The sequence below is a fragment of the Microbacterium sp. NPDC089320 genome (genome assembly GCF_040684875.1).
In the GTDB taxonomy this organism is placed as follows: domain Bacteria; phylum Actinomycetota; class Actinomycetes; order Actinomycetales; family Microbacteriaceae; genus Microbacterium.
The window spans coordinates 493,373-518,932 of record NZ_JBFBGY010000001.1; the positions used below are offsets into that span (position 1 = coordinate 493,373).

Below are 25,560 nucleotides of genomic sequence, written 5' to 3' on the forward strand. Positions count from 1 at the left end.
ACGCCTGCGGGCAGGCTCGGCCATGCTATCTGCACCGGATGACACCCACCCGGGTACCACAAAGGGGTCGGACCCGAAGGCCCGACCCCTGTGCGAGAAAGCAGATGCTTACTTGATGATCTTCGTGACCGTACCGGCGCCGACGGTGCGTCCACCCTCACGGATGGCGAAGCCGAGGCCCTCCTCCATGGCGATCGGCTGGATCAGCTCGACCGTCACGTCGGTGGTGTCACCAGGCATGACCATCTCGGTGCCCTCGGGCAGCGTGATGACGCCGGTGACGTCGGTGGTGCGGAAGTAGAACTGCGGGCGGTAGTTCGTGTAGAACGGGTTGTGGCGGCCACCCTCGTCCTTCGACAGGATGTACGCGGTGCCCTCGAAGTCGGTGTGCGGCGTGACCGAACCCGGCTTGACGATGACCTGACCGCGCTCGACGTCCTCACGCTTGGTGCCGCGGAGCAGCAGACCACAGTTCTCGCCGGCCCATGCCTCGTCGAGCTGCTTGTGGAACATCTCGATACCGGTCACCGTGGTCTTGACGGTCGGACGGAGTCCGACGATCTCGACCTCGGAGTTGATGGCCAGCGTGCCACGCTCGGCGCGGCCGGTGACGACGGTTCCACGACCGGTGATCGTGAAGACGTCCTCGACGGGCATCAGGAACGGCTTGTCCTTGTCACGCACGGGGTCGGGGACGTTGTTGTCGACGGCCTCCATGAGGTCGAGGATGGACTGCGTCCACTTCTCGTCGCCCTCGAGTGCCTTCAGAGCGGAGACGCGGACGACAGGAGCGTCCTCGGCGAAGCCCTGCGAGGCGAGCAGCTCGGAGACCTCGAGCTCGACGAGCTCCAGGATCTCCTCGTCGTCGACCATGTCCGACTTGTTCAGCGCGACGAGCAGGTACGGAACGCCGACCTGCTTGGCGAGCAGCACGTGCTCACGCGTCTGAGCCATCGGGCCGTCGGTGGCGGCGACCACGAGGATCGCGCCGTCCATCTGAGCAGCACCGGTGATCATGTTCTTGACGTAGTCGGCGTGGCCGGGTGCGTCGACGTGCGCGTAGTGGCGCTTCGGGGTCTCGTACTCGATGTGCGAGATGTTGATGGTGATTCCACGCTGACGCTCTTCCGGCGCCGAGTCGATGGAAGCGAAGTCGCGCTGCACGTTGGTGTCAGACGGGAACTTGTCAGCAAGCACCTTCGAGATCGCTGCGGAGAGCGTGGTCTTGCCGTGGTCAACGTGACCGATGGTTCCGATGTTGACGTGCGGCTTGGTCCGCTCGAACTTGGCCTTAGCCACTGGGTCCTCCTCAGGACGTCATGTAGAGGGTGCCGGGCACTGGATTGCGACCGGTTCTCTACGGGTGTGAATCTCAGTTTAGTAGAGAGGGAATGTGAAGTTGTAGGTGACCTGGGAGCCGGGCCGGAACCCGGCTCCCAAGAAGTTGTTACTCGCCGCCCTGGTGCTTCTGGACGATCTCGTCGGCCACGTTGCGGGGAACCTCAGCGTAGCTGTTGAACTCCATCGAGTAGACGGCGCGGCCCGAGGTCTTCGAGCGCAGGTCGCCGATGTAGCCGAACATCTCGGACAGCGGGACGTGCGCGCGGACGACCTTGACGCCTGCAGCGTCTTCCATCGACTGGATCTGGCCACGACGCGAGTTCAGGTCGCCGATGACGTCGCCCATGTACTCCTCGGGAGTACGCACCTCGACCGCCATGAGCGGCTCGAGCAGCGCGGGGTTCGCCCGACGAAGGGCTTCCTTCATACCCATCGAACCTGCGATCTTGAACGCCATCTCCGAGGAGTCGACGTCGTGAGCAGCACCATCGACGATGGTCGCCTTGACACCCACGATGGGGTATCCGGCGAGCACGCCGACGTTCATCGCGTCCTGGAAGCCGGCATCGATCGAGCCGATGTACTCACGCGGGATGCGACCACCGGTGACCGCGTTGACGAACTCGTACGTCTTTTCGTCGTCGAGGTCGAGCGGCTCGATGTTGAACTGGATCTTCGCGAACTGACCCGATCCACCGGTCTGCTTCTTGTGCGTGTAGTCGTACTTCTCGACGCCCTTGCGGATCGTCTCGCGGTACGCCACCTGCGGCTTGCCGACGTTGGCCTCGACGTTGAACTCGCGCTTCATGCGGTCGACGAGGATGTCGAGGTGCAGCTCGCCCATGCCCTTGATGGTCGTCTGACCGGTCTCGGGGTTGAGCTCCGTGCGGAAGGTCGGGTCCTCCTCAGCGAGCTTCTGGATGGCGACACCCAGCTTCTCCTGGTCGGCCTTGGTCTTCGGCTCGATCGCGACCTCGATGACGGGCTCGGGGAACGTCATCGACTCGAGGACGACCGGCGAGGCCGGGTCGGTCAGGGTGTCACCGGTGGTGGTGTCCTTCAGACCGATTACGGCGTAGATGTTGCCCGCGGTGACCGAGGGGACCGGGATCTCCTTGTTGGCGTGCATCTGGAAGATCTTCCCGATGCGCTCCTTCTTGCCCTTGGTCGAGTTGACGACCTGGGCACCGGAGTCGAGCTGGCCCGAGTAGACGCGCACGTAGGTGAGGCGACCGAAGAACGGGTGGACCGCGACCTTGAACGCGAGAGCCGCGAACGGGTCCTTCGCGTCGGGGTGACGCTCGATGATCGTGTCGTAGTCCTTGGGGTCGTGCGCCTGGATCGAGCCCACGTCGAGCGGGTTCGGCAGGTAGTCGACGACGGCGTCCAGCATCGGCTGCACACCGCGGTTCTTGAACGCGGAACCGCAGAGGACCGGGTAGATCTCGGAAGCCACGGTGAGCTTGCGGATCGCGCCCTTGATCTCGGCGACGGTCAGCTCTTCGCCACCGAAGAACTTCTCGAGCAGAGCGTCGTCGGTCTCGGCGACGGTCTCGAGGAGCTGCTGACGGTACTCGTCGGCCTTGTCCTTGAGGTCGGCCGGGATCTCCTGGATCTCGTAGGAGGCGCCCATCGTGACGTCACCCTTGGAGTCACCGGCCCAGACGAGCGCACGCATCTCGACGAGGTCGATGACACCGATGAAGTCGTTCTCCGCACCGATCGGCAGCTGGATGACCAGCGGCTTGGCGCCGAGGCGGTTGATGATGGTGTCGACGGTGAAGTAGAAGTCCGCGCCGAGCTTGTCCATCTTGTTGACGAAGCAGATGCGGGGGACGTTGTACTTGTCGGCCTGACGCCACACGGTCTCGGACTGGGGCTCGACGCCCTCCTTGCCGTCGAACACGGCGACAGCACCGTCGAGGACGCGGAGCGAGCGCTCCACCTCGACCGTGAAGTCCACGTGACCGGGGGTGTCGATGATGTTGATCTGGTTCTTGTTCCAGTAGCAGGTCACGGCGGCAGACGTGATCGTGATGCCGCGCTCCTTCTCCTGCTCCATCCAGTCGGTGGTCGAGGCACCGTCGTGGGTCTCGCCGAGCTTGTGGTTGACGCCCGTGTAGAACAGGATGCGCTCGGTCGTGGTGGTCTTGCCAGCATCGATGTGAGCCATGATGCCGATGTTCCGAACCTTGTTCAGGTCGGTGAGCACGTCTTGTGCCACAGGAGTGTCCTTATCTTTTGTGCAGTCGTACTGCGAAGAGGGGGGTGCCCGCCCCCGATGTGTGATCGGGGGCGGGCGAAGCTGTTTACCAGCGGTAGTGAGCGAACGCGCGGTTCGACTCGGCCATCTTGTGCGTGTCCTCGCGGCGCTTGACCGCTGCACCGAGACCGTTGGACGCGTCGAGGATCTCGTTCTGGAGACGCTCGGTCATCGTCTTCTCACGACGACCCTTGGCGTAGCTGACGAGCCAGCGCAGTGCGAGGGTGTTCGCACGGTGCGGCTTGACCTCGACCGGAACCTGGTAGGTCGAGCCACCGACGCGGCGGCTCTTGACCTCGAGAGTCGGGCGCACGTTGTCGAGCGCCTTCTTCAGAGTGGCGACGGCGTCCTGACCGTTCTTCGCCTCGACACCACGGAGGGCGTTGTAGACGATCGACTCGGCGAGCGACTTCTTGCCGTCGACCAGGATCTTGTTGACGAGCTGGCTGACGATCGGAGCGCCGTATACCGGGTCGTTGACGACGGGACGCTTGGGGGCGGGACCCTTACGAGGCATTGGACTCAGCCCTTCTTCGCGCCGTAGCGGCTGCGAGCCTGCTTACGGTTCTTGACGGCCTGGGTGTCCAGGGCGCCACGGACGATCTTGTAACGGACACCGGGGAGGTCCTTGACACGGCCTCCACGGACGAGCACCAGCGAGTGCTCCTGGAGGTTGTGGCCCTCACCGGGGATGTAGGCGGTGACCTCGGTGCCGTTGCGGAGCTTCACACGAGCGACCTTGCGCATCGCCGAGTTCGGCTTCTTCGGGGTGGTGGTGTAGACGCGGGTGCAGACCCCGGCCTGCTGCGGGTTCGACTTGAGTGCAGGCGCCTTGGTCTTCGAGACCTTGGGCGAGCGACCCTTGCGAACCAACTGCTGAATGGTTGGCACGTTCTCTCCTCATAATGCTGCACGGTGACAGCGTGATGGGTTTCACATCAGTGACCCACCGGCACGCCGGAATCGACGAGCCTTTGTGGTGGTGGGTATGCCGTGGGGGCGGACCGGCATGGTGCCGACGCCCAGCGCGCACGTCGAGACGTGCACACACCTGATCAAGTGTAATGCCGCGTAACGTGGTGGTCAAATGGTCGCAGCGGTCGGGGCGGCCGCTAGGACTGGTCCGGGTCGAACGGCGAGTCGAGCGAGTCGGTGAGTTCGGCCAGCAGTGCCTCGATCTGCGGCTCGACGTGCTGCGAGATCGCTGCCTGGATGTAGATGCGGTGGCGCAGCAGGATGCCGCAGATCTCGCGGCCGACCATGTTCGCATACTCGTCGGCGAGGGCGACCTCCTGCCGCAGTGCCACCTTAGCCTCGTCGCTCAACGGCGGCAGCGGCGGCAGTTCATCGACCGCCTCGTCCGCCATGCCGGCGATCGTGAAGAGGAACGGCGCACCGGGGATCGGTTCGGGATCGAGCGGCAGCCCGTCGAACTCGGGATCCAGCCCGTCGGCCGGACGGTAGCTGCGCGCGCGGTTCCGGGCGGCCTGCTGGTCGAGCTCGCGCTGCAGCATCGGCAGGTTCCGGGCGGTGTACTCGGCCACGGCGTGGTCGACGATCGTCTTGATCCGCGTAGAGAGGCCGTGCTGCACCCCGTGCGGCGTGTTCGAGCCGATGCCCGCCGCCGACAGGATCGGCGAGCCCAGGCAGCGCCGACAGGGCGCGACGCGACCGCGATGAGTCGCCGGCTCCCAGCGCGGCACCCACAGCAGCCAGGCCGCGACGGCCTGGTCGACCTGCGTCTCCAACGAGCGCTCCACACCTAGAGCGTACGGCGCGCGCGCTGCTACCACCGAGATTTCGGCACGACGGCGGGGCGTCACTCCTGTTCGTCGCGCTCCCAGGGCCACTGCGGATGCTGAGCGCGCGTGCGCCGGAGCGCGATGCCGCCCCAGGCGGCGATCGCCGCGGCGATGAGGAGCACCAGGCTCGCTCCGCCGCGGACGAGATCGCCCGCGACGACCGTCGCCACGATCAGATCCCCGCTCGCGGCGGCGACCGCGATCCACATGACGACCAGGTGCGCGAGTGCGGCAGCCAGCCCGACCGCAGGTGCCGCGAGGAACGACGGATGCGAGCGCCGCAGCGAGCCCCAGAGCGACAGCGCGAATGCCACGACCGCCGCGAGCATCGCGACAGCGCCCGGCACCTGCCCCAGACCCGGGACGGTGATGATGTCACTGTCGGTGGCCACGCTCAGCGCGCCGAGTCCGAACACCGCCAGCGCGAAGAAGCTGATCGTGGCGAGCACCAGCGCCAGGATGACCGAAACCCCCGGGGACGCGGGTCCACGGGGGTTCGGCGATGACATGTTCGTGACTACCTCGAGAGCGTCGGACCGGCCTCGAGCGTGCGCTCGTACTCGCGCTGCGCCTCGGCGTTGAGTTCGGTCTTGCGCGCGCCGCTGCGGGCGACCCAGGCCCCGAACCAGATGGTCAGCTCGCGTCCGAACACGAAGGCCGCGATGGCGAGCGGGTGGAAGAGCTGGGCTCCGATGAGCTCGCTCCCCTCCCGAGCGGTGAGCAGCCAGAAGGGCGCCTCGAAGAGCGCGCCGAGGATGTGTCCCCCGTAGGCGATGAGCCCCACGATGATGCCGAAGACCACCCAGAGCCCCCAGCGTCCGCGGTTGATGAACGCGCCGAGCAGCCAGAAGCCGAAGAAGAACACGACGACCGGAACCCAGTAGCCCCAGGTCATCAGCGGAGCGAGTGCGGCCTCGCCGATGTTCTCCCCCGTGATGTCGCCCGCGACCGCGCGGAGTCCGAGCGTCGCGCCCAGGTAGAGGATGGCGAACGCGATGGTCGCGAGCAGCCCGATCGCGCCGGCGGTCCCCCGGTTTCCCCGCTCACGGGGAGGTTCGGGCGCCTGCACGAAGATCGGCTGCTGCTGCACCGGAGCGATGACCGGCTCGGCAGGGGCCGGTTCGGCGGCGGGCGGCTCGGACGGGACGATCCGGGTCTCGGTGTTGTCGACCGACGAGTACGCGGCTCCGGCGAGAGCGGACTGCTCATGCGCGGCGGGCGGGGTGTACGCGGCGGTCGCGTCGGCATCCGTGTTCCACGACGTCGTCGTGGCGTCTGCGTCGTCGAGGTACTTCGGGTCGTTGAGCTCGGGTGTCGCGAAGGTGCCGGGGTGATCCTTCTCGGCCGCCTCGAATGCGGCGAGATCGGGGTCGACGGCAGGCTGGGCGGGTGTCGGAGCGGACGTCTCGTGCGCGGGGTCCGCGGGCGTGCCGTGCACGCCTGCACCCGCTGCAGCGGCGGCGTCGAGTCCAGCGTTCGCGCTGTCGACGACGTCGTTGACGTCCTTCGGCCGCTCGGGCTGGGGAACCTCGGGGTCACTCATGGGGGTGCGCCTCTCATCGGATGTGTGCATTGCGAGATTACCGCCGCGCGTCCGCACCGCTCGGGAGGCGTGCCGACGTGTCGTCCAGCCCGTGATCGCTAGGGAAGAGTCGCGCGAAGGGTGTCGCCGACGAACGATGTGACGACCGGCACGATCGGCATCGAGAACCAGACGAGAGCGCCGATCACGCCCGCGCAGAGCACTCCGGCCACCCAGCTGATCGCCGGGTTCCGCCCGGCCACACGCGTCATGTCATCACGGTACGACCACCCTGGCGCGAGTCGCGGTCGCAACGCCGTGAACGCTGCGACCACGACCGCTGATGAGTCGATCAGCCCTTCGTGGCGCCCGCGGTCAGTCCGCCGACGATGTACCGCTGCAGGAACAGGAACAGGATCATCACCGGGATGGCCGCCATCACAGCGCCGGCGGAGAAGGCCGACCAGTCGGCGTATCGGGGGTTCGCGACGAGCTTCGTCAGACCCACCACCAGGGTCTGCTGCTCGACGTCGACGAGCATGACGCTCGCGATCACGTACTCGTTGACCGTGCCGATGAACGACAGCAACGCGACGACGGCGAGGATCGGCGCGACCAGCGGAAGGATCATCGTGAAGAAGATGCGCGCGTGCCCGGCGCCGTCGATGCGGGCCGCCTCGTCGAGCTCCATCGGCAGGGTGTTGAAGAACCCGTACATCAGGTAGGTGTTCACCCCGAGCGCGCCTCCGAGGTACACCAGGATCAGGCCCGTGTGCGTATTGAGGCCGATGGCGGGGAACCAGTCCCCCAGGGTCGACATCAGGAGGAAGATCGCGACCACGGCGAGCAGCTGCGGGAACATCTGCACGACGACGATCGTGACGAGGCCGATGCGGCGGCCCGCGAAGCGCATTCGCGAGAAGGCATACGCGGCGAGGGCGCCGATGAACACCGTCACCGCTCCGGTGACCACGGCGATCACGAGAGTGTTCAGGAACCACAGCCCGTAGGGGTTCTGGGGGTCGGTGAGGATGCGCACGTAGCTGTCGAAGCCGAATGCCGAGAACAGCTGGTTCGATCCGGTGAGCGTGCCGTTCGGGTTCAGCGACGCCGAGACGACGTACAGCAGCGGGAACAGCGCGAACGCGCTGACGACGATGGCGACGACATGGCGCCATCCTGTGTCGGCGAACCATGCACCGACGCTCCGGCGACGGGGGGCGAGGTTCTGCTCGACGGCGGCAGGGCGGGCGGCGGTGCGCGTGTCCGTGATGCTCATGTCAGTTCAGCTCCTCGAGGGCCTTGGTCTTGCGGAAGCTGATGATCGAGATCGTCGCGACCACGATGAAGATCAGGATCGTGAACGCGGAGGCGAGACCGTAGTCACGGGACTGCCCCGTGAACGCCACCTTGTAGACCATCGAGATCAGGATGTCGGTGTGCCCGACCGGGATGCTGACGTCGTCGAACCGCGGCCCGCCCTTGGTCAGCATGTAGATCAGGTTGAAGTTGTTGAAGTTGAACGCGAACGACGAGATCAGCAGCGGCGCGACAGTGACGAGCAGCAGGGGAAGCTTGATGCGACGGAACACCTGCCACGGGTTGGCACCGTCCATCACCGCGGCCTCGTTGACGTCTTCGGGGATCCCCTGGAGGGCGCCCATGCAGACGAGGAACATGTAGGGGAAGCCGAGCCAGAGGTTCACCAGCAGCACCGAGACCTTCGCGAGGTTCGGATCGGTGAGCCATGGGATGTCCGCTCCCCCGAAGATCACCTGGTTGATGAAGCCGAAGCTCTCGTTCATCATTCCGGCCCAGACGAGCGCGGAGAGGAACGCCGGGAAGGCGTACGGGAGGATCAGGATGATCCGGTAGCCGTTGCGGAACCGCATCCGCGTGTTGTTGAAGACCAGCGCGAGGAGCAGCCCGAGGAAGAATGTCGTGGCGACGGAGAGCACCGCGAACACGAACGTCCAGATCGTGACCGAGATGAGCGGTCCGCGGATGGAGTCGTCGGTCACGGCGCGCACGAAGTTGTCGAATCCGACGGTGGTCTGCCAGCCGGGAAGCAGTTCGTCGCCGTTCTCGGCGATGAACGACCCCTCGCCGGTGTCGGAGTACACGACTCCGGTCGTCGTGTCGGTGATGGTGTCGGCATCCGCGTCGTACTCGAGGGTCGAGACGTACAGATATCCGTTCTGTCCGTCGGGGGCGCGCAGGCTCCCGTCGTTGGGGTCGTCGCTGAACGGCACCGAGAGCGACTCGAGCTCTTCGGACAGGGTGAACACCTGCGCCAGCGGCAGCGTGGTCCACCCGTCGACCGACGTGGCCTGACCGCCGTCGAACTCCGCGTCGACCTCCTGCAGAGGCTGCTCGGCCGTGCCGAGCAGGGCGTCGCCGGATTCGGGATCGGTGACCAGGAGCCCATAGGTGCCGAACTGCTCGACGACCGTGACCGGATAGGTCGGGGAGTCCTCGACACGCTCCTGGGCGGAGGCGAGGAGCGAGGAGATCGCCTGGTCCTTGGTGCCGTTGTGGCCGGTGCCGTAGTTCGTGAAGCCGATGTACCCCGTGTACAGCAGCGTGAACACCTGGAAGACGATCAGGAAGATGATGCCGGGCGTGAGGTACTTCGCGGGGATGCGCTTGCGGGAGAAGTAGATGTAGTTGACGAGCACGGTGACGGCGACGACCAGGCCGAGCACCAGCCACTCCTGCTGTCCGAAGAGGACGAATGCGGCATACAGCGCGATGGCATCGACGATCGCCAGCAGCAGGATCTTCAGCAGCATCCAGCCGATCGGCCCGGATGCGGCCTCGGCGATCCCGGCGGCCTGGCGCTGGCGCTTGGTGAGTGGAGCCGTGGGCTCGGCGGTCTGTGTCATCTCGTCCCCGTCGTCGAGCTGCCGGGGCGGACGAGGTCCGCCCCGGCAGGGATGGTGCTGGGTGTCTTACTTGATCGCTGCAGTGACGTCGTCGACGAGCTTCTGCCACGTCGTCGTCGGGTCGGAGCCGTTGATGATCGCGGCCTCGGCCACGCCCCAGAACTCCCAGACCGAACCCATCGCGGGGATCGCGGGCATCGGCACGGCATCCGCGCCGACGGCCTGGAAGCCGGCGATGATCGGGTCGGAGGCTGCGGAGTCGGCGGCGGCCGTCAGTGCGGGAAGGATGTTGCCGGCCTCGAACAGCTCGAGCTGGACCTCTTCGGTGCCGATGTAGTTCACGAGGAAGTCGTTCGCTGCGACCTTGTTCTTCGACTCGGAGCTCACGAAGAAGCCCTTGACGCCGGCGAACGGCGATGCGGTCTCGCCCGTGGGGCTCGGGATCGGGTCGATCGCGACGTTGATGCCCGCCTCGGTCGCCGCTCCGACGTTCCACGGGCCGGTCAGCCAGAAGGCCGCGGTGCCGTCGAGGAACTGCTGCTTGGCGATCTCGCCGTCGATGTCGGTGTTCAGCGTGCCCGCGGCACCCTGCGCGGAGAGCCAGTCCGCGAACGCGAAGCCGCCCTCGCTGCCGAGCTGCAGGTCGGTCGGGTCGTAGCTGCCCGAGTCGTCGGTGCCGAAGACCGGGGCGCCGAACGCCGTCTGGAACGGGTACAGGTGGTACGGGTTGCCCTCGGTGCCCTGCTCGACGACGAAGGTGCCTTTGGAGATCATGTCGTCGAAGCTGGTCGCGGCTGCGGGGACCAGGTCGGCGTTGCGCAGCACCGCGATGTTCTCGACTGCGTAGGGGAGCATGTAGACGGTGCCGTCGTAGGTCGCCGCCTGGAGGGCGACGGGCAGGTAGTCGGCCGACGAGTCGCCCAGCTCGAGCGGGGCGACGACGCCGTTGGTCGAGAGCTCGCCGAGCCAGTCGTGCGCGCCCATGACCACGTCGGGACCCTTGCCGGTCGGCACCTGCTGGATGAAGTCGTCCTTCATGTCGTCGACGGACTTGCCCACGAGCTCGACCTTGACGCCGGTCTTCTCCTCGTAGGAGTCGGCGGCGCTCTGCAGCGCGTCGACGCGCTCGGCGTCGACCCAGACGGTCAGCGAGCCGCCGTTCTCACCCTCGGACGCGTCGCCGCCGTCGGTCGCCGTCGAGCAACCGGCCAGGGAAAGAGTCGAAACGATCGCGATGACGCCGGCGGCGACGATGCCCCTCTTGTTCACCTTCATTGGTGTGTGCCTCTCTGAGTGCTGGTGGCCTGCAAGGACTGCAAGCGCTTACAGTATGCATCGATAACGACGAGAATCGCAATGCAAGGAACCTTCGATACCAAGCTGTGACCGCGGTATGACGGGTGAGGCCTGATGGAAGCGCTTCCAAGTGAGCGTGAAAACGGCCATGTCGATACACTTTGGGTATGGCTGACAGTTCCTTTGACATCGTCTCGAAAGTGGATCACCAGGAGGCCGAGAACGCCCTGAACCAGGCGCGCAAGGAGATCGAGCAGCGCTACGACTTCAAGGGCACGGGCGCCTCCATCGCCTGGAGCGGCGAGCAGATCCTGATCATCGCCGGCACCGAGGAGCGTGCGAACGCCGTTCTCGACGTCTTCCAGTCGAAGCTCATCAAGCGAGGCATCTCGCTCAAGAGCCTCGAGTCGGGCGAGCCCTTCGCCAGCGGCAAGGAGTTCCGCATCGTCTCGACGCTCAAGGACGGCATCTCCTCGGAGAATGCGAAGAAGATCAACAAGATCATCCGCGACGAGGGTCCGAAGGGCGTGAAGAGCCAGATCCAGGGCGACGAGCTTCGCGTGCAGTCGAAGAGCCGAGACGACCTGCAGTCGGTGATCGCGCTGCTCAAGGGCGCGGATCTCGATCTCGACCTGCAGTTCATCAACTACCGCTGACCCCGGACTGGCCCAGGACGCACAGGGGACGGATGCCGCGGCATCCGTCCCCTTCTCTATGCCCGAGATCCCATTCCGGTATATGAGTCGACGTGCCCGAGACTGGATGCAGTCGCGTCCCGATGCGACAGACGATGCGGCGATGCATGACGCGCTGCCGGACCACGGTTCCGCGCTTCGCGGATCGCGGTTCCCGCCTTGTGGGGACTGGGCGCAGATCAGCTCCGTGCACCCCGTCGTCTGTGGTCGGCGAGTGTCCCAAACACTCGCCGACCACAGAATTCACCCGTACTCGATCCTGCGATGACGCGCCGATGACGAGCGTCTGCGCGCTCGTCCGAAACTCGTCTGTGGATTATTGGCATCGCGATCCACTTCGTGATGTAGTGGCCGTCCGGGCACATCATGGGGAGCCCGGATCTGGAAAGCAACTGGGGGCAATCCATGACCAACAACTCGATGACGAGTATTCGAGAAAGCAAGCAGCTCTTGGCCGAGGAGGTGTTCCAGCACATCGGCGCACAGATCGTCGACGGCGTGCTGGAACCGGGATACCGCATCCGCGATGTCGATGTCGCCGAAGAACTGCACGTGTCGCGGACTCCGGTGCGAGAGGCGTTACAGCGCCTCGAGCGTCTCGGTCTCGTGACGATGTACCCGAGCAGATACACCGAGGTCACCGCTGTCACTGCCGAGACCGTCGAGCAGACGCTCGAGTTCGCGGGGTATCAGGCGGGCGTGGCTGCGCGGATGGGCGTGGCCCGAATGAGTCAGCAGGAGCGCGAGAACCTCGCAGCACTGGTCGAAGACATGTTCACGGCGCTCGACGACGACGTCCACATCTCCAACACCCGGTGGGCGGTGTTCTCGTTCCTCAGCGCTCGCAGTCGCAACGCGCAGCACCAGGTGCTGATCAACGACGCGAGCATGGCGCTGTTCCGCAACCTCCGCGGCTGGAGCGTCCCCGAGAACGACCGCATACGCATGCTCCAGGTCTATCGCGACTTCCGCGATGCGGTGCTGCGCGGCGATGCCGACGACGCCGAGCGGCAGGCACGCCTGATGCACTACGTCTGACGGCTCGTCCGATCACCGTCGACGCGCGGCCGTCCATCCTCTGACCCAGCGGTCGAGGCGGTCATAGGCGTCTTCCCTGGCCGCATGTCGCGAGAGGAAGACGTCGTGCAGGGCACCGTCGATGCGCTCGACGGTGACGGACGGCCCGAGCTTCAGCGACGCCCGCGCGATGTCGTCGACGACCAGAACCGAGTCCGCTCTGGTCAGGTCCTCGGACCATCGCGTGGGCGTCGCTGAGCGCGCCGACAGCAGCACGCATACGGGTGCGTCGATCGACAGCCCCGCCGCGACCTTCGCGTGTCCGGTGAGGATCGCATGGAACCATCCCGCGTGCACGGCCATCGTCTGCGCAGGACGCCAGACGAGATTCACCTCGACAGGGTCCTCCGGATCGGCGACCTCCTGCTGCGCGCGGGTGTAGAAGCCGAGGTCGACCTGCGGGGCGACGTCGCGAGGCGCCCACCTGGCCTGCAGCTCGGCGACCGGAGCGATGAGGGGGCGGGCGGAGGCGACTTGGAACTCGAGCCAGGGACTGTTCAGAATCACCGCATGCGCGGTGTCAGGGTGCCGCGACGCCCACAGGCTCAGGGTCAGTCCGCCGGTCGAATGACCGAGCAGCACGAGCCGTCGGGCGGATGCCGAGCCTGCACTGCCCCGCCCCATCGCCGAGAGCGCGGCGGCGATGTCCTCGTCATACGCGACGAGGTCGGTGATGTAGCCCGGCGTCTGTCCGTCACGGAGACTCCGGCCGTACTTGCGCAGGTCGAGTGCGAAGAAGCGGGCACCCCGGGCGGTCCAGAAGCGCGCGAGTCGCTTCTGGAAGAAGTAGTCCGACCAGCCGTGCACGTACAGCACGTCGACGTCGGCGAGCGGAGCGCTCTGCCCGCGCAGGCGGTCCCACCATGGCCGCTCGCGCGGCAGCGCGCGCACGAGCGTGGCGACGAGCGGCCCCTCGTCATCCTCGCCGAGTTCGAGCGTGAGCTGCTCGAACTCGTCGCCGAGGATGTCCGGTATCCACTCAGGCATGCCGCCAGGCTATCGAACCGGTGCCCACCGGGGGGATGCCGTTCTGGGCGCGACGGGTGCTGGCTCCGATCCCGCGTCGGTCACTCTCCGCGGGAGACGCGCACCATCTCGTCGCGAGGCACGACCTTGACGCGGGCGCGCTCGTGCGGCGCCCCGAGGGCGATCTCGTGCTCGTCGAGTCGGTGCCAGCCGTCGAGATCGGTCCACTTCACGCCGCGCTCGAGAAGCAGGGCGGGGATCGCCTCTTCGGACGGGTCCTCCGGGTGCCACCACGACCCCTGGTCGTTGATGATGTGCCGCACGGTCTCCATGGCATCCGACTTGGTGTGGCCGATGAGGCCCACCGGCCCGCGCTTGATCCACCCCGTCGCGTAGATGCCGGGCATCTGCTGGTTCGAGTCCTTGGCGAGGACCTGGCCCTCGCGGTTGGGGATGACGCCGTGCTTCTTGTCGAAGGGAACACCCGGAAGAGGCGAGCCGAAGTAGCCGATGGCGCGGTAGAGCGCCTGCAGGGGCACCTCGCGCATCTCGCCCGTGCCGACGGCGCCGCCCTGTCCGTCGGGCTTCGTGCGCTCGTAGACGAGTGCCGCGACGCGACCCGCATCGTCCTTGCGGACCTCCACCGGACGCGCCCAGAAGTGCAGGTGCAGACGACGCGAGGCCGTGCCTCCGGCGTTGTTCGCCGAGTCGCGCTTGCGCCATGACTGCAGGATGCGGTCGATGACCATGACCTGCTTGTTGCTGGCCACGGCATCCTTCGACGCCTCGTCGTAATCGAAGTCCTCGTCGTAGACGACCATGTCGACGTCGCGCAGCTCGCCGAGCTCACGCAGCTCGAGGGGGGTGAACTTGACCTGAGCGGGACCCCGCCGACCGAACACGTGCACGTCGGTGACGGCGCTCGCCTTCAGGCCCTCGTAGACGTTCTCGGGAACCTCGGTGACGAGCAGGTCCTCGGCGTGCTTCGCCAGCATGCGGGCGACGTCGAGAGCGACATTGCCGTTGCCCAGCACGCCGACGGATGCCGCATCGAGCGGCCACTCGCGCGGCACGTCGGGGTGCCCGTCGAACCAGCTCACGTAGTCGGCCGCGCCGTAGGCGCCCACCGCGTCGATGCCCGGGATGTCGAGCGTCGTGTCCCGGATCGCGCCCGTGGCGAAGATGACCGCGTTGTAGTGCTTCTTCAGGTCCTCGAGGGTGATGTCCTCGCCGAATCGCACATTGCCGAACAGGCGGATGTCGCCGCGGTCGAGCACATCGCGCAGCGCGGTGATGATGCCCTTGATGCGGGGGTGGTCTGGCGCGACACCGTAGCGGACCAGGCCGTAGGGCGCCGGGAGCTGCTCGAAGAGATCGATGGAGACGTCGAACTTGCGCTCGGCCTTCAGCAGGATGTCGGCCGCGTAGATGCCCGCGGGGCCCGCTCCGACGATGGCCAGTCTGAGCTTGGTCATTAGGGGTCCTTTCGTATGCCGTCACGCCCGGCGCACGCGGCCGAAGCCGCGACACGGTCAGCTGGAGCGCTCGACGAGGGTCTCTGCGAAGCGGGTGAGGGCTTCACGCACGGTGCCACGCGGCAGCGGGGCGAGCGCGTCGATCGCATCCTTCGTCCAGGAATGCGCGAGCGCCAGGGTCTTCTGCGTTCCGACGTGGTCGCGGAGCTCGGTCAACGGCCCGTCGAGGATCGCGGGGTCCGAACCGTCGGCGATCAGCGTCACACCGTCGTCGATGCGCGCGGCGAGGTCGACCGACGCTGCATCGGTCTCGGCCTTCAGCAGCAGGTACGGCATCGTCGGAACCCCGGCGCGCAGGTCGGTGCCCGGCACCTTGCCGGTGTCCTCCGGCTTGGCCGAGAGGTCGATGACGTCGTCGAGCAGCTGGAAGGCGACGCCGATCTTCTCGCCGTACACGCGCAGCGGCTCTTCGTACTCCGACGGAGCGTTGGAGAAGATCACGCCTCCCTGCGTCGCTGCGGCGATGAGAGAGCCGGTCTTGTCAGCCAGCACCTGCAGGTAGAACTCGATGGGATCGTCGTCGGGCTGAGCGCCGATCGTCTCGTGCATCTGCCCGAGGACGAGACGCTCGAAGGTGTCGGCCTGCAGGCGGATGGCCCGCTCGCCCAGGCGTGACATCAGCTGGCTCGCGCGCGAGAACAGGATGTCGCCGGTCAGGATCGCGATGTTGTTGCCCCACACGGTCTGTGCAGCGGGCACGCCCCGGCGGCGATCGGCACCGTCCATGACGTCGTCGTGGTACAGCGAGCCGAGATGGGTGATCTCGAGGGCCTTCGCCACATCGATCACCTGGTCGGTGTTGCCGTCGCCCAGCTGGGCCGCGAGCAGCGTCAGCACGGGCCGGATGCGCTTGCCACCGGCCTCGTAGAGGTAGCGGCTGGCGGCATCGGCCAGCGGGTCGGCCACGCGCACGTCGTCGGCGAGGCCGGTCTCGACGAGCTCGAGCCCGTCTTCGATCGCCTGTGCGATGCGCCGACCGGCGGTGCCGATGAAGACACGGTCGCTGAAACCGAGACGGCTCGCCAGTCGCGAACCCGGGGCTACGCGGCTCGAAGTCACGGTCTCAGCCTACCGTCGTCAGGTGGTCGGGTTCGCGCGTCGCATTCACGCGGGCTTGAACGCCCGGTGCAGCGCGACGATCCCGAACGAGAGATTGCGGTACTCGACCTCGGTCCACCCGGCCTCGCGGATCCACGCGGCCAGCTTCTTCTGGTCGGGCCAGTCGCGGATCGACTCGTTGAGGTAGTCATAGGCCTCGCCGTTGGTTCCGGCGATGCGGGCCACACGGGGAAGGACCTGCGAGTTGTAGAAGCGGTACGCGGCGCGGAAGACCGATCCCGGAGGTGTCGAGAACTCGTTGATCACGAGGCGTCCGCCCGGCTTCGTGACGCGCAGCAGCTCGCGCAGCGCCTTCTTGGGGTCGTTGACGTTGCGCAGCGCGTACGACATGGTGACGGCGTCGAACTCGCCGTCGTCGAACGGCAGATCGGTGGCATCCGCCTGCACGAATGAGAGATTGCGGATGCTGCCGTGACGGCGCTGCCCCTCGGCGAGCATGCCCGGCGAGAAGTCGGCGGCGACGACCTGTGCGCCGCTGCGGGCGAGAGACGCCGAGGACGACGCGGTGCCAGCCCCCAGGTCGAGGATCTTCTCCCCCGGCTTCGGGGCGACGGCCCTGGTCGTCGCCGCGCGCCAGAGCGCGTCATTGCCGACCGTCATCGCCGTGTTCGTGCGGTCGTAGCCCGCGGCGACCTGGTCGAACATGCCGCTGACGCGGGCGGGGTCCTTGCCGAGATCGGCGCGGTTGGCTTCGTTCGAGGTCACACGCCCAGTCTAGGCGCGAGGTGCAGCGCGTCGAGGCGGTCGAGCCAGAGATCCGGCGTCGCGTCGTCGAACGGAGCGATGCGATCGCGCACCCGCTGCTCGAGGTCGAGCGCCAGAGCCTCGAGTCTGGTCATGACCTCGGCGGGATACCCGTAGCGCGCGCTGTGCTCGGCCCACTCGTCGCGGTCGTCGACCCAGGTGCCTCGGGGCCCGTCGACGCGCACGACGTCGAGGTCCATGTCGATGCCGAGCGCCAGCAGCGGGTCGTCCGACCAGCGGACGTCCCATCCGATGTCGATGTAGACCCGCATGCCCTTCGGATGGTCGCGGTTCACGGTCAGGGCGAAGTCGGGCTGCCGCGGCACGAGCGTCACATTGGGCGCTTCGGCGATAAAACCGGCGCCCGGTCGAGCGCTCGTCCAGCCGACCGGCTGGCCGATCCAGTCGCCCCACTCGTCGGCTCCGAGGTACACGCATTCATGGCGCCAGTGCGGCGATCCGTCCCACTTGCGCCACTGGAAGATCATCTCGGTGCCGGGTGCGGGGCGGACGTCGCTCATGCACTCAGCGTAGGCGGGCCCCTCTCATCCCGGTCGCCGGGCGACGAACTAGGCTGGAGGAGTGAGCAGCAGGCTGGTCGTGGAGACCCGAGAGATCGATCCGGTCGAGGATCTCCTGGCCTACGCCGACCCGTCGCGGCCCCTCGCCTGGCTGCGCCGCGGTGACGGCATCGTCGCGGTCGGCGACGGCATCGTCGAGACGATGCGCATCCCCGCCGGCGCCGCGCCCCTCCGATCCGCCGCGATCGCTGAGGCATGGCGAGACCTGACACAGGATGCCGAGATCGACGACGACCTCGAGCTCCCCGGCTCCGGTCTCGTCGCCTTCGGCGCACTCACCTTCGACGAGGACTCCTCGGCCGACAGCATCCTCCTGGTGCCGTCGCTCGTGATCGGTCGACACCACGGGCGCACCTGGCTCACCCGCATCCGCTCTGTGTCGGCCTCCGACCCGCAGCGCCCCGTATCTCATGCACCTGCCGATGTGGCGACGATCGCCTATGGTCCGCATTGGGCCGGCACGGTCGGTCCCGGTGCGCAGAGCCCGCAGGGCTACCAGGACTCGGTGCGTCGAGCACTGGAGCGCATCGCGGCCGGCGAGCTCAGCAAGGTCGTGCTCGCACGCGACCTCACCGGCAGCATCCCCGCCGGTTCCGACCTGCGCCGTCTGGTGCGCGCGCTGTCGACCGGGTACCCCGACACGTGGGCGTTCGCGGTGGACGGGCTGATCGGCGCGAGTCCCGAGACGCTGGTCACCGTGCAGCAGCGCACCGTCACCGCCCGCGTGCTCGCCGGAACCATCGGACGAGGAGCCGACGCGGATGCCGACACGGTCGCATCCGCCCACCTCGCCTCGAGCACCAAGGACCTCGACGAGCACGAGTACGCCGTGCAGAGTGTGCTCGCCTCGCTGCGTCCGCACACGCGTGCACTGGCGGCGAGCGAGCAGCCGTTCCTGCTCAAGCTGCCGAACCTCTTCCACCTGGCGACCGATGTCGAGGGCGAGCTGGCCGACGGCGGCTCATCGCTCGACCTCGTCGGCGCTCTGCACCCGACCGCTGCAGTGGCCGGCACCCCGACGTCCGCGGCGATCGCCACGATCCGCGAGCTCGAGCCGTTCGACCGTGGCCGCTATGCCGGTCCGGTCGGATGGGTCGACGCGGCCGGCAACGGCGAGTGGGCCATCGCGCTGCGCTGCGCGCAGTTCACGCCCGCGCAGGCCACGCCGGCCGAGTCCGACATCGCCGTCACCGCCTATGCGGGCGCCGGCATCGTCGCGGGCTCGGACCCCGAGTCGGAGCTGCTCGAGACGCGGGTGAAGTTCCGTCCGCTGGTCGACGCGCTGGCCTAGGATCGGCGCGGTGCGCGCCGGTCAGCTCGCCGCGAGGCGCTTCTTCTCGGCCTCGACGTCGAAGTCGGGTGCGGGCCACTGCGGGTCGATCCGCTGCAGCGCGTCGAGCAGCAGCTCCTGGACCGCGAGGCGGGCGAACCACTTGTGGTTCGCCGGGATCACATGCCACGGAGCTGCCGCGGTCGAGGTGCGCTCGAACACGATCTGATACGCCGCCATGTAGTCGTCCCACAGCAGGCGCTCGTCGACATCGCCCGGGTTGTACTTCCAGTGCTTGTCGGGCCGCTCGAGTCGCTCCATCAGTCGGGACTTCTGTTCGTCGGGCGAGATGTGCAGCATGACCTTGACGATGCGCGTGCCCGATGCTGCGACCTCGGCCTCGAACTCGTTGATCGCGTCGTACCGGCGTTCGATCTCCTCGGCGGGGGCCAATGACCGCACCCGGCCGATCAGGACGTCTTCATAGTGCGAGCGGTCGAAGACGCCGATGAAGCCGGGCTCGGGAAGACGCGGGGTGACGCGCCACAGGAAGTCGTGCGCGAGCTCCTCGTCGGTCGGGGCCTTGAACGCGGTGAGCGCCACGCCCTGAGGGTCGACGCCGCCGACGACATGACGCACGATGCCGCCCTTGCCGGCGGAGTCCATCGCCTGCAGGATCAGCAGCACCGAGTCCTTCGCCTCGCCGACGCGACTCTCGGCGAAGAGCCGTTCCTGCAGCTTGTTGAGCTCGTCGAGGCCGGCCTCGAGGTCGGCCTTGCCGTCGGCTTTCGCGCCGCTGTACCCGGGAGTGCTCTGGGGATCGACGTGGGAGAGGCGGAATCCCTCCCCGACCTGGAGGGTCTTCGCCCACTCATGCGCTGTCATGCGTTCATCCTGCCACTGCGCCTCCGCGCCGGTGGCGAAGCATCTCAGCGAGCCAGCGGGACCTCGATCAGCTGGCGGCCGCCGGCCGGGGTGGTCAGCGCCTGATCGAGTGCGGTGCGGGTCGTCACGCGCTGGTACTCCCAGCCGTAGGCGAGCGCCAGCTGCTCGAGGCGCACCGCGTGCCGGGTGTAGAACGCACGGTCGAGGTCGGCGCGATCCGCCGTGCCTGCGACCTCCAGGCCGTCGAAGATCGTGCCGCCGCCGTCATTGCCGACGACGACCTGGATGCGAGGCTCGTGCTCGTCCGGCGGCAGGAGCAGTGCCCCGACATCATGCAGGAACGTGAGATCGCCGAGCAGCACGCGCGTGACGCCGGGGGCTCCCCCGGCCTGACTCGCGAGAGCGATGCCGGTGGCAGTGGCGATCGTGCCGTCGATCCCGGCGAGCCCGCGGTTGGCGTGCACCGGGACCTTCTTGCCGCCGAGCACCGCATCGGCCACCCGCACGAGGCGCGACGAGCCGAAGACGAGCCGATCGTGCGGCCAGGTCGCCCGCCACACCGCGTCGGCGAGCAGCTCGCGGTCGAGTGGTCGACGCACCGCCGCGAGCTCGGCCTTCACCGCGTCGCGGCGCGCCGACGGATCGGTCGACGTGAGCCCGTCCTGGTCGGGGGCGCGTTCGGTGAGGTCCACGACGCGGTCGGCGGATGCCGCGAGCCATGCGCCGAGCCACTCGCGGTCGGCCACTCCTGGTTCGACCGAGACGGACGCAGCCGCGGTCGTGCGACCGTTGAGGTCGAGGCTCTCGCCACCGCGGCGCACCGCGATCACCTCGACATCCGCCCGAGAGAGCAGGCGCGCGACCTCGCGGCTGAGGGTGGGGTGCCCGAGCACGACCGCGCGCTCGATGCGGCCGCCCAGGCCCTGGTCGCTCAGCAGCGCACGATAGCCGTGCACGACCTGGCGTCCGAAGCGCGCACCGCTGACGATCTCGGCGATGAGCGGCCAGGACCCGGCGTGTGCGACCTCTTCGGCATCCGGGCCCGCATCGGCTCCGGCGATGACCACCGTGCGGGGTCCTCGCCTGAGCACGGTCGGGGCCGCAGCAGCGGGTCCGGGTGCCTCGCCGGGCACGATGTCGATGATCGGGGTGTCCCCCGACAGAGGCTCGCGCGAGGGCAGATTCAGGTGCACGGGGCCGGCGACGCCGTCGAGGCCGTGCGCGGCCGTCGCTCCCATCGCCACAGCGACGGCATGAGCCGCGAGACCCGACCAGTCACCATCGCCCGGCACCGGGGCATCGATCTGCTCGCGCGCCCAGGAGGCGAACATGCCCGGCTGGATGGTCGCCTGATTGGCTCCCACCCCGCGCAGCTCGGGCGGCCGGTCGGCCGTCAGCAGCAGCAGCGGCACCCCCGAGTGGAAGGCCTCCATCGCCGCGGGAAGTAGGTTCGCGGCTGCGGTCCCCGAGGTGCAGACCACCGCGGCGGGCACGCCCGTCTCACGGGAGAGACCCAGGGCGGTGAAGCCGGCGACCCTCTCGTCGATCCGCACGTGCAGACGCAGGTGCCCCTGATTGGCGGCATGCACGGCGGCGAGCGCGAGCGCCTGGGATCGGGACCCCGGAGAGAGCACGAGATCGCGCACGCCGTGGCCGATCAGGTCGGCGATCAGGGATGCCGCAGCATCCGTCGCCGGCGATGTCGTCACGGACGCGGGTCCGGCGCCGTGCCGCCCGGTGCGGCTCCGTCGTCGGTCTCGTCCTCGAGACGAGCGAGCTCCTCTTCGAGACGACGGATGCGCGCATCCTGCTCGCTCTTGCTGATGCTGCGGAGGAACTGGGGGTCGTCGTCGGGCGCGATGATCGTGATGGCTCCGCCGTTGTCGTTCGCGCGGCGACGGCCGATCGTGAACCAGAGGATGCCCCCGATGACGGGGATGACGATGACGATGGCGATCCAGGCAGCCTTGGACACGCCCCGGTGTCGCGTCGGCGGCTGCACTGCGCAGTCGACGATGCTGTACACCCAGAAGATGGCGGCCAGGAAGCCACCAACGATCAACAGTCTCGCCACCCCTCCAGTGTAGGCGGGTCTGTGCCAGGTGGACCTGCCGGGGCGCTCCGGGCAGGCGCCGATGCCCGATTGTTAGACTGCGCGGACCGTGCGAGCCAGGGATGCGGATCAGAGGAGCCCCCGGGCGAGGAGCGCCTCCTGGTACGCGTCGGCCTTGGCGCTGATCACCTGACGGCAGGCGATCAGCGTCTCGATCTGCGCATCGAGGGAGCGCTCGTGCGCGCGCAGCAACGCGAGACGCTCGGCCTCGTTGCCGCTGCCGGCGCGCACCAGCGCGGCGTATTCACGCAGCACGGCGATGGGTGCACCCGATTCCCGCAGTCGCGCGAGCAGTGCGAGCCACGCGAGCGTGTCGTGGGCGTACACGCGCCGACCGCCGGGGGTACGCGGCACGTCGCGAGGGAAGAGCCCTTCTGCCTCGTACCAGCGCAGCGTGTGCACGCTCACGCCGGCCAGACTGGCGAGCTCACCGATGCTGAACGTGCGCGTCGTGTCGATCACATCCTCCACGGGGACTCCTCCTTGACCTCGAGTGCACTCTAGATCGTACGGTCGGAGCATGACAGATGCACTCCCCCCTCTCGACATGCTCGCCCGCCAGCAGCCCCTCGCCTCGGAGTTCGGCTATCGCTCCACCGCGGCCGAGGTGATCGCCGGGATCGATCTCTCGGGCAAGACCGCGATCGTCTCGGGTGGATACTCGGGGCTCGGACTCGAGACGGTCCGTGCGCTCGCGGATGCCGGAGTGCGAGTGATCGTGCCCGCACGCCGCCTCGACGCGGCCGAGAAGGCGCTGGCCGGGATCGACGCGGTGGACGTCCGCAGCGCCGACCTCGGCGACCTGGAGTCGGTGTCCGCCTTCACCGAGACCGTGCGACGCGACGGACGCCCGATCGATCTCGTGCTCGACGTCGCCGGCATCATGGCCACCCCGTTCGGTCACACGGCGCAGGGCTTCGAGTCGCAGTTCGGCACCAACCACCTCGGCCACTTCGCCCTGGTCGGAGGGGTGGCAGACCTGCTCCCGGAGGGCGCGCGCGTCGTCTCCTACTCCTCGGGCGGGCACTTCCGCTCCCCCGTGCGTTTCGACGACATCCACTTCGAGACCACGCCTTACGACCCGTGGGTCGCATACGGGCAGTCGAAGACGGCGAACGCACTGTTCGCCGTCGGGCTCGCCCGTCGTGGCGCAGAGCGCGGCATCCTCGCCTTCTCGGTGCACCCGGGCGGGATCATGACCGAGCTGCAGCGGCACGTTCCCCGAGAGGAGCTGCTCTCCCGCGGCTGGATCGACGAGGACGGCACCCCGAACCCGCGTTTCAAGACACCTGCGGAGGGAGCCTCGACGGGACTCTGGGCCGCCACGGCTGCCGAGCTGACCGACCGCAGCGGCGCCTACTGCGAGGACTGCTCCATCAAGGGCGTGGTCGCACCCGACCACGCCGACATGACCACCGGCGGCGTGAAGGAATGGGCGATCGATCCCGAGGCCGCCGAGCGGCTGTGGGCGCTCTCAATCACCGCGACGGGAGTCGACGGCTTCGCCTGAACGGCTGGCGGTCGTACGGTGCCTGCCGTCTAGTCGTCGGCGAGACGGAGGATGCGGTCGTCGCCGGACCGGGGGCTTCCACGGCCGTCGGTGTTATTCGTGAGCACCCAGAGTGTGCCGTCCGGTCCTACGACGACATCGCGCAGCCGGCCGAGCTCGCCCACGAACAGCTCGGTGCCGGAGGTCAGGTCATCGAGCGGCACGACGCGCAGTCGCTCGCCGCGCAGATTGGCGATCACGATCTCGGATGCCGTGACTGCGATGCCGCTCGGACTCGCCTGATCGGGCCGCCATTGCTGCACGGGGTCGACGTGCTCTCCGTCGTCGGCCATCCCCTCGACCTCGGGCCAGCCGTAATCGCCGCCGGGCTCGATGATGTTGAGCTCGTCCCAGGTGTCCTGTCCGAACTCGCTCGCATACATCGTGCCCTCGGCATCCCAGGCGATTCCCTGCGGGTTGCGGTGCCCGTAGCTGTAGACCGGCGACTCGTGGAAAGGGTTGTCCGACGGCACCTCGCCCTCAGGAGTGAGGCGCAGGATCTTGCCCGACAAGGCGTCGAGGTCCTGAGCGCTGTCACGGTCTCCTGCGTCGCCCGTCGTGACGTACAGCATCCCGTCCGGCCCGAACGCGATGCGCCCGCCGTTGTGATTCCCCGCGGCGGGAATGCCATCGAGCACGGTGGTCGCGGAGCCGAGCGACAGCGCGCCGGCCTCTCCGACGATCGCCCGCCGCTCGACGCGGTTCTCCCCGTCGGCGGTGAAGTAGGTGTAGAGCTCGCCGTCGTACACCGCGAGCCCGAGCAGACCGCCCTCTCCGCCCGGCGAAGCCCCATCGATCACCCCGACCTCTCGGGCTTCGCCGTCCTCGGCGATCTCGAGCACACGGGCGGTGTCGCGCTCGCTCACCAGCGGGACGTCGTCGTGGAACGCGATCGACCAGGGCGCATCGAGATCCTCGGTGGACGACTCCACCCCCGACATCGGCGTCGAGGCAGGCTGCGCCGCGCAGGCCGAGAGCAGCGCGACGGACGCCGTGACCGTCGCGATGGAGGCGCGCCGACGGGTCGTGGAGGGGCGGGGACGCGCACTCGCTGTCATGTCTCCATCCAACGCGGAATCGATGCCGAACGACAGTGTCGATCCGATGCGCTCGACGATCACCCCATTCCCGGGAACCCGATGCAGGAGCACAATACCGATATGAACGAGGGCCCGCCCCGGGATCGGCCCACGCCCGCGGAGGAACCGGCAGGGCCGAACGATGACGACGCGCCGCCGCGCGTGGGCGCGGAATCGGACGCGATGCTCAGCCGACGCGCGCAGCTCCTCGCCACCGAGCACTGGGGACTCCTCGCCGCACGGAGCACCGCGCAGAGCGAGGTGCTGTCCCGCATCACGATCTTCCTGACCCTGGTCTCCGCCGGACTCGTGACCATCGGACTGCTCGGTCAGGCCTCGGACTTCGGCGGGTGGTTCGGCGGCGCATCGCTCGCGATCCTCGCGTTCCTCGTCGTCATCGGCGTCATGACCCAGGTGCGGGTGATGAACGTGTCGGAGGAGGACATGATGTACGTCGTCGCGATGAACCGCATCCGCGGTGCGTACGTCGATCTGGACCCGGCGGTCGCCGACGTCTTCCTCGCCTCGCCGCACGATGATGAGCCGGGCATGAAGCGCACGTACTCCTTCCTCCGGCCTCGTCGCCTGAGCGTCCTGGTGGGCAGCTCGGTCATGCTCCTCATCGTGGTGAACGCGTGCGTCGCGGGGATGCTGGTCGGCGCGGCCGTCATCGCGGGCGGTGGTGCGTTCGCCTGGGCGATCGCGCTCGGCGTCGTCGCAGGATTGCTTCTCGCCGCCGGCTTCATGACGTTCGGCGGCGTCGGCTACCGGTGGGCCTGGCGCCATCACGAGCCGCGACGTTCCACTCCGGAAGGCGACGCGTGATCGCTACGCTGAG

26 protein-coding genes are annotated in these 25,560 nt (G+C 67.9%); 5 read left to right on the forward strand and 21 right to left on the reverse strand.

Translation table 11 applies throughout. The annotated features are described in order from the left end of the window. Positions 1 to 108 precede the first annotated feature (108 nt). The 11 genes from tuf to AB0N61_RS02520 all read right to left on the reverse strand — a co-directional run bounded on the left by tuf (position 109) and on the right by AB0N61_RS02520 (position 11,088). Positions 109 to 1,299, reverse strand: coding sequence for an elongation factor Tu (gene tuf, locus AB0N61_RS02470; protein ID WP_167948764.1), 1,191 nt, complete (start codon positions 1,297 to 1,299; stop codon positions 109 to 111). A gap of 148 nt (positions 1,300 to 1,447) precedes the next feature. Further along, the gene (gene fusA / locus AB0N61_RS02475; protein WP_167948763.1) at positions 1,448 to 3,565 is read right to left on the reverse strand and encodes an elongation factor G; all 2,118 of its coding nucleotides are present in this window, start codon (positions 3,563 to 3,565) and stop codon (positions 1,448 to 1,450) included. 85 nt (positions 3,566 to 3,650) lie between these two features. After that, positions 3,651 to 4,121, reverse strand: coding sequence for a 30S ribosomal protein S7 (gene rpsG / locus AB0N61_RS02480; protein ID WP_050722490.1), 471 nt, complete (start codon positions 4,119 to 4,121; stop codon positions 3,651 to 3,653). A 5-nt stretch (positions 4,122 to 4,126) separates the two neighbouring features. Beyond that, positions 4,127 to 4,495 (reverse strand): 30S ribosomal protein S12, encoded by a 369-nt coding sequence (rpsL, locus tag AB0N61_RS02485; RefSeq protein WP_013584051.1) that lies wholly within the window; start codon positions 4,493 to 4,495, stop codon positions 4,127 to 4,129. A 221-nt stretch (positions 4,496 to 4,716) separates the two neighbouring features. Then, the gene (locus AB0N61_RS02490; RefSeq protein WP_185274928.1) at positions 4,717 to 5,364 is read right to left on the reverse strand and encodes a spermidine/putrescine ABC transporter substrate-binding protein; all 648 of its coding nucleotides are present in this window, start codon (positions 5,362 to 5,364) and stop codon (positions 4,717 to 4,719) included. Between the two features lie 59 nt (positions 5,365 to 5,423). Next, positions 5,424 to 5,855, reverse strand: coding sequence for a hypothetical protein (locus AB0N61_RS02495; RefSeq protein ID WP_363361455.1), 432 nt, complete (start codon positions 5,853 to 5,855; stop codon positions 5,424 to 5,426). Positions 5,856 to 5,923: 68 nt separating this feature from the next. Further along, the gene (locus AB0N61_RS02500; protein WP_363361456.1) at positions 5,924 to 6,949 is read right to left on the reverse strand and encodes an ABC transporter; all 1,026 of its coding nucleotides are present in this window, start codon (positions 6,947 to 6,949) and stop codon (positions 5,924 to 5,926) included. Positions 6,950 to 7,047: 98 nt separating this feature from the next. Next, positions 7,048 to 7,200, reverse strand: coding sequence for a hypothetical protein (locus AB0N61_RS02505; RefSeq protein ID WP_363361457.1), 153 nt, complete (start codon positions 7,198 to 7,200; stop codon positions 7,048 to 7,050). An 80-nt stretch (positions 7,201 to 7,280) separates the two neighbouring features. Beyond that, positions 7,281 to 8,207, reverse strand: coding sequence for a sugar ABC transporter permease (locus AB0N61_RS02510; RefSeq protein ID WP_363361458.1), 927 nt, complete (start codon positions 8,205 to 8,207; stop codon positions 7,281 to 7,283). A gap of 1 nt (position 8,208) precedes the next feature. Next, a complete protein-coding gene (gene malF, locus AB0N61_RS02515) occupies positions 8,209 to 9,813 on the reverse strand; it encodes a maltose ABC transporter permease MalF (RefSeq protein ID WP_363361459.1) in 1,605 nt (534 codons plus the stop codon). 66 nt (positions 9,814 to 9,879) lie between these two features. Further along, positions 9,880 to 11,088, reverse strand: coding sequence for a maltose ABC transporter substrate-binding protein (locus AB0N61_RS02520; protein ID WP_363361460.1), 1,209 nt, complete (start codon positions 11,086 to 11,088; stop codon positions 9,880 to 9,882). Between the two features lie 188 nt (positions 11,089 to 11,276). On the opposite strand from AB0N61_RS02520, the gene AB0N61_RS02525 reads away from it, so the two are divergent. Together AB0N61_RS02525 and AB0N61_RS02530 are read left to right on the forward strand one after the other, a co-directional pair. After that, positions 11,277 to 11,765: a YajQ family cyclic di-GMP-binding protein gene (locus AB0N61_RS02525; RefSeq protein ID WP_167948756.1), complete on the forward strand. Its 489-nt coding sequence runs from the start codon at positions 11,277 to 11,279 to the stop codon at positions 11,763 to 11,765. 444 nt (positions 11,766 to 12,209) lie between these two features. Then, the gene (locus tag AB0N61_RS02530) at positions 12,210 to 12,842 is read left to right on the forward strand and encodes a GntR family transcriptional regulator (protein WP_167948734.1); all 633 of its coding nucleotides are present in this window, start codon (positions 12,210 to 12,212) and stop codon (positions 12,840 to 12,842) included. 12 nt (positions 12,843 to 12,854) lie between these two features. Here AB0N61_RS02530 and AB0N61_RS02535 read toward each other — a convergent pair whose 3' ends face one another. The 5 genes from AB0N61_RS02535 to AB0N61_RS02555 form a co-directional block, all read right to left on the reverse strand. Beyond that, positions 12,855 to 13,868, reverse strand: a complete 1,014-nt coding sequence (locus AB0N61_RS02535) for an alpha/beta hydrolase (RefSeq protein WP_363361462.1) — start codon at positions 13,866 to 13,868, stop codon at positions 12,855 to 12,857. Positions 13,869 to 13,948: 80 nt separating this feature from the next. Then, complete coding sequence (locus tag AB0N61_RS02540) at positions 13,949 to 15,322, reverse strand: FAD-dependent oxidoreductase (RefSeq protein WP_363361463.1); 1,374 nt, start codon at positions 15,320 to 15,322, stop codon at positions 13,949 to 13,951. Between the two features lie 57 nt (positions 15,323 to 15,379). Next, the gene (locus AB0N61_RS02545) at positions 15,380 to 16,441 is read right to left on the reverse strand and encodes a polyprenyl synthetase family protein (RefSeq protein WP_167948731.1); all 1,062 of its coding nucleotides are present in this window, start codon (positions 16,439 to 16,441) and stop codon (positions 15,380 to 15,382) included. A gap of 45 nt (positions 16,442 to 16,486) precedes the next feature. Continuing rightward, complete coding sequence (locus AB0N61_RS02550) at positions 16,487 to 17,206, reverse strand: class I SAM-dependent methyltransferase (RefSeq protein ID WP_363361465.1); 720 nt, start codon at positions 17,204 to 17,206, stop codon at positions 16,487 to 16,489. Further along, on the reverse strand, positions 17,203 to 17,766 hold the full coding sequence (locus AB0N61_RS02555) for a hypothetical protein (RefSeq protein ID WP_363361466.1): 564 nt from the start codon (positions 17,764 to 17,766) through the stop codon (positions 17,203 to 17,205). The genes AB0N61_RS02550 and AB0N61_RS02555 overlap by 4 nt, the downstream gene beginning before the upstream one ends. Positions 17,767 to 17,827: 61 nt before the next feature. On the opposite strand from AB0N61_RS02555, the gene AB0N61_RS02560 reads away from it, so the two are divergent. After that, the gene (locus AB0N61_RS02560) at positions 17,828 to 19,117 is read left to right on the forward strand and encodes an isochorismate synthase (RefSeq protein ID WP_363361467.1); all 1,290 of its coding nucleotides are present in this window, start codon (positions 17,828 to 17,830) and stop codon (positions 19,115 to 19,117) included. A gap of 21 nt (positions 19,118 to 19,138) precedes the next feature. Here the strand turns inward: AB0N61_RS02560 and AB0N61_RS02565 are convergent, their stop codons facing one another. The 4 genes from AB0N61_RS02565 to AB0N61_RS02580 form a co-directional block, all read right to left on the reverse strand. After that, a complete protein-coding gene (locus tag AB0N61_RS02565; protein ID WP_363361469.1) occupies positions 19,139 to 19,981 on the reverse strand; it encodes a polyphosphate kinase 2 family protein in 843 nt (280 codons plus the stop codon). A gap of 44 nt (positions 19,982 to 20,025) precedes the next feature. Then, positions 20,026 to 21,690, reverse strand: coding sequence for a 2-succinyl-5-enolpyruvyl-6-hydroxy-3-cyclohexene-1-carboxylic-acid synthase (gene menD, locus AB0N61_RS02570; RefSeq protein ID WP_363361471.1), 1,665 nt, complete (start codon positions 21,688 to 21,690; stop codon positions 20,026 to 20,028). Then, positions 21,687 to 22,055 carry a PLDc N-terminal domain-containing protein gene (locus AB0N61_RS02575; protein ID WP_167948725.1) on the reverse strand — a complete coding sequence of 123 codons (369 nt, stop codon included), beginning with the start codon at positions 22,053 to 22,055 and terminating at the stop codon, positions 21,687 to 21,689. Before AB0N61_RS02575 ends, menD begins: the two co-directional genes overlap by 4 nt. Before the next feature lie 108 nt (positions 22,056 to 22,163). Next, positions 22,164 to 22,565 carry a MerR family transcriptional regulator gene (locus AB0N61_RS02580; protein WP_363361473.1) on the reverse strand — a complete coding sequence of 134 codons (402 nt, stop codon included), beginning with the start codon at positions 22,563 to 22,565 and terminating at the stop codon, positions 22,164 to 22,166. Positions 22,566 to 22,614: 49 nt separating this feature from the next. Here AB0N61_RS02580 and AB0N61_RS02585 point away from each other — a divergent pair, with 49 nt between their 5' ends. Continuing rightward, positions 22,615 to 23,604 carry an oxidoreductase gene (locus tag AB0N61_RS02585; RefSeq protein ID WP_363361474.1) on the forward strand — a complete coding sequence of 330 codons (990 nt, stop codon included), beginning with the start codon at positions 22,615 to 22,617 and terminating at the stop codon, positions 23,602 to 23,604. Between the two features lie 29 nt (positions 23,605 to 23,633). Here AB0N61_RS02585 and AB0N61_RS02590 read toward each other — a convergent pair whose 3' ends face one another. Beyond that, positions 23,634 to 24,701, reverse strand: a complete 1,068-nt coding sequence (locus tag AB0N61_RS02590) for a PQQ-dependent sugar dehydrogenase (RefSeq protein ID WP_363361477.1) — start codon at positions 24,699 to 24,701, stop codon at positions 23,634 to 23,636. A 102-nt stretch (positions 24,702 to 24,803) separates the two neighbouring features. Between AB0N61_RS02590 and AB0N61_RS02595 the strand changes: the two genes are divergently transcribed. Next, on the forward strand, positions 24,804 to 25,547 hold the full coding sequence (locus AB0N61_RS02595) for a hypothetical protein (protein ID WP_363361478.1): 744 nt from the start codon (positions 24,804 to 24,806) through the stop codon (positions 25,545 to 25,547). Positions 25,548 to 25,560: the final 13 nt, after the last annotated feature.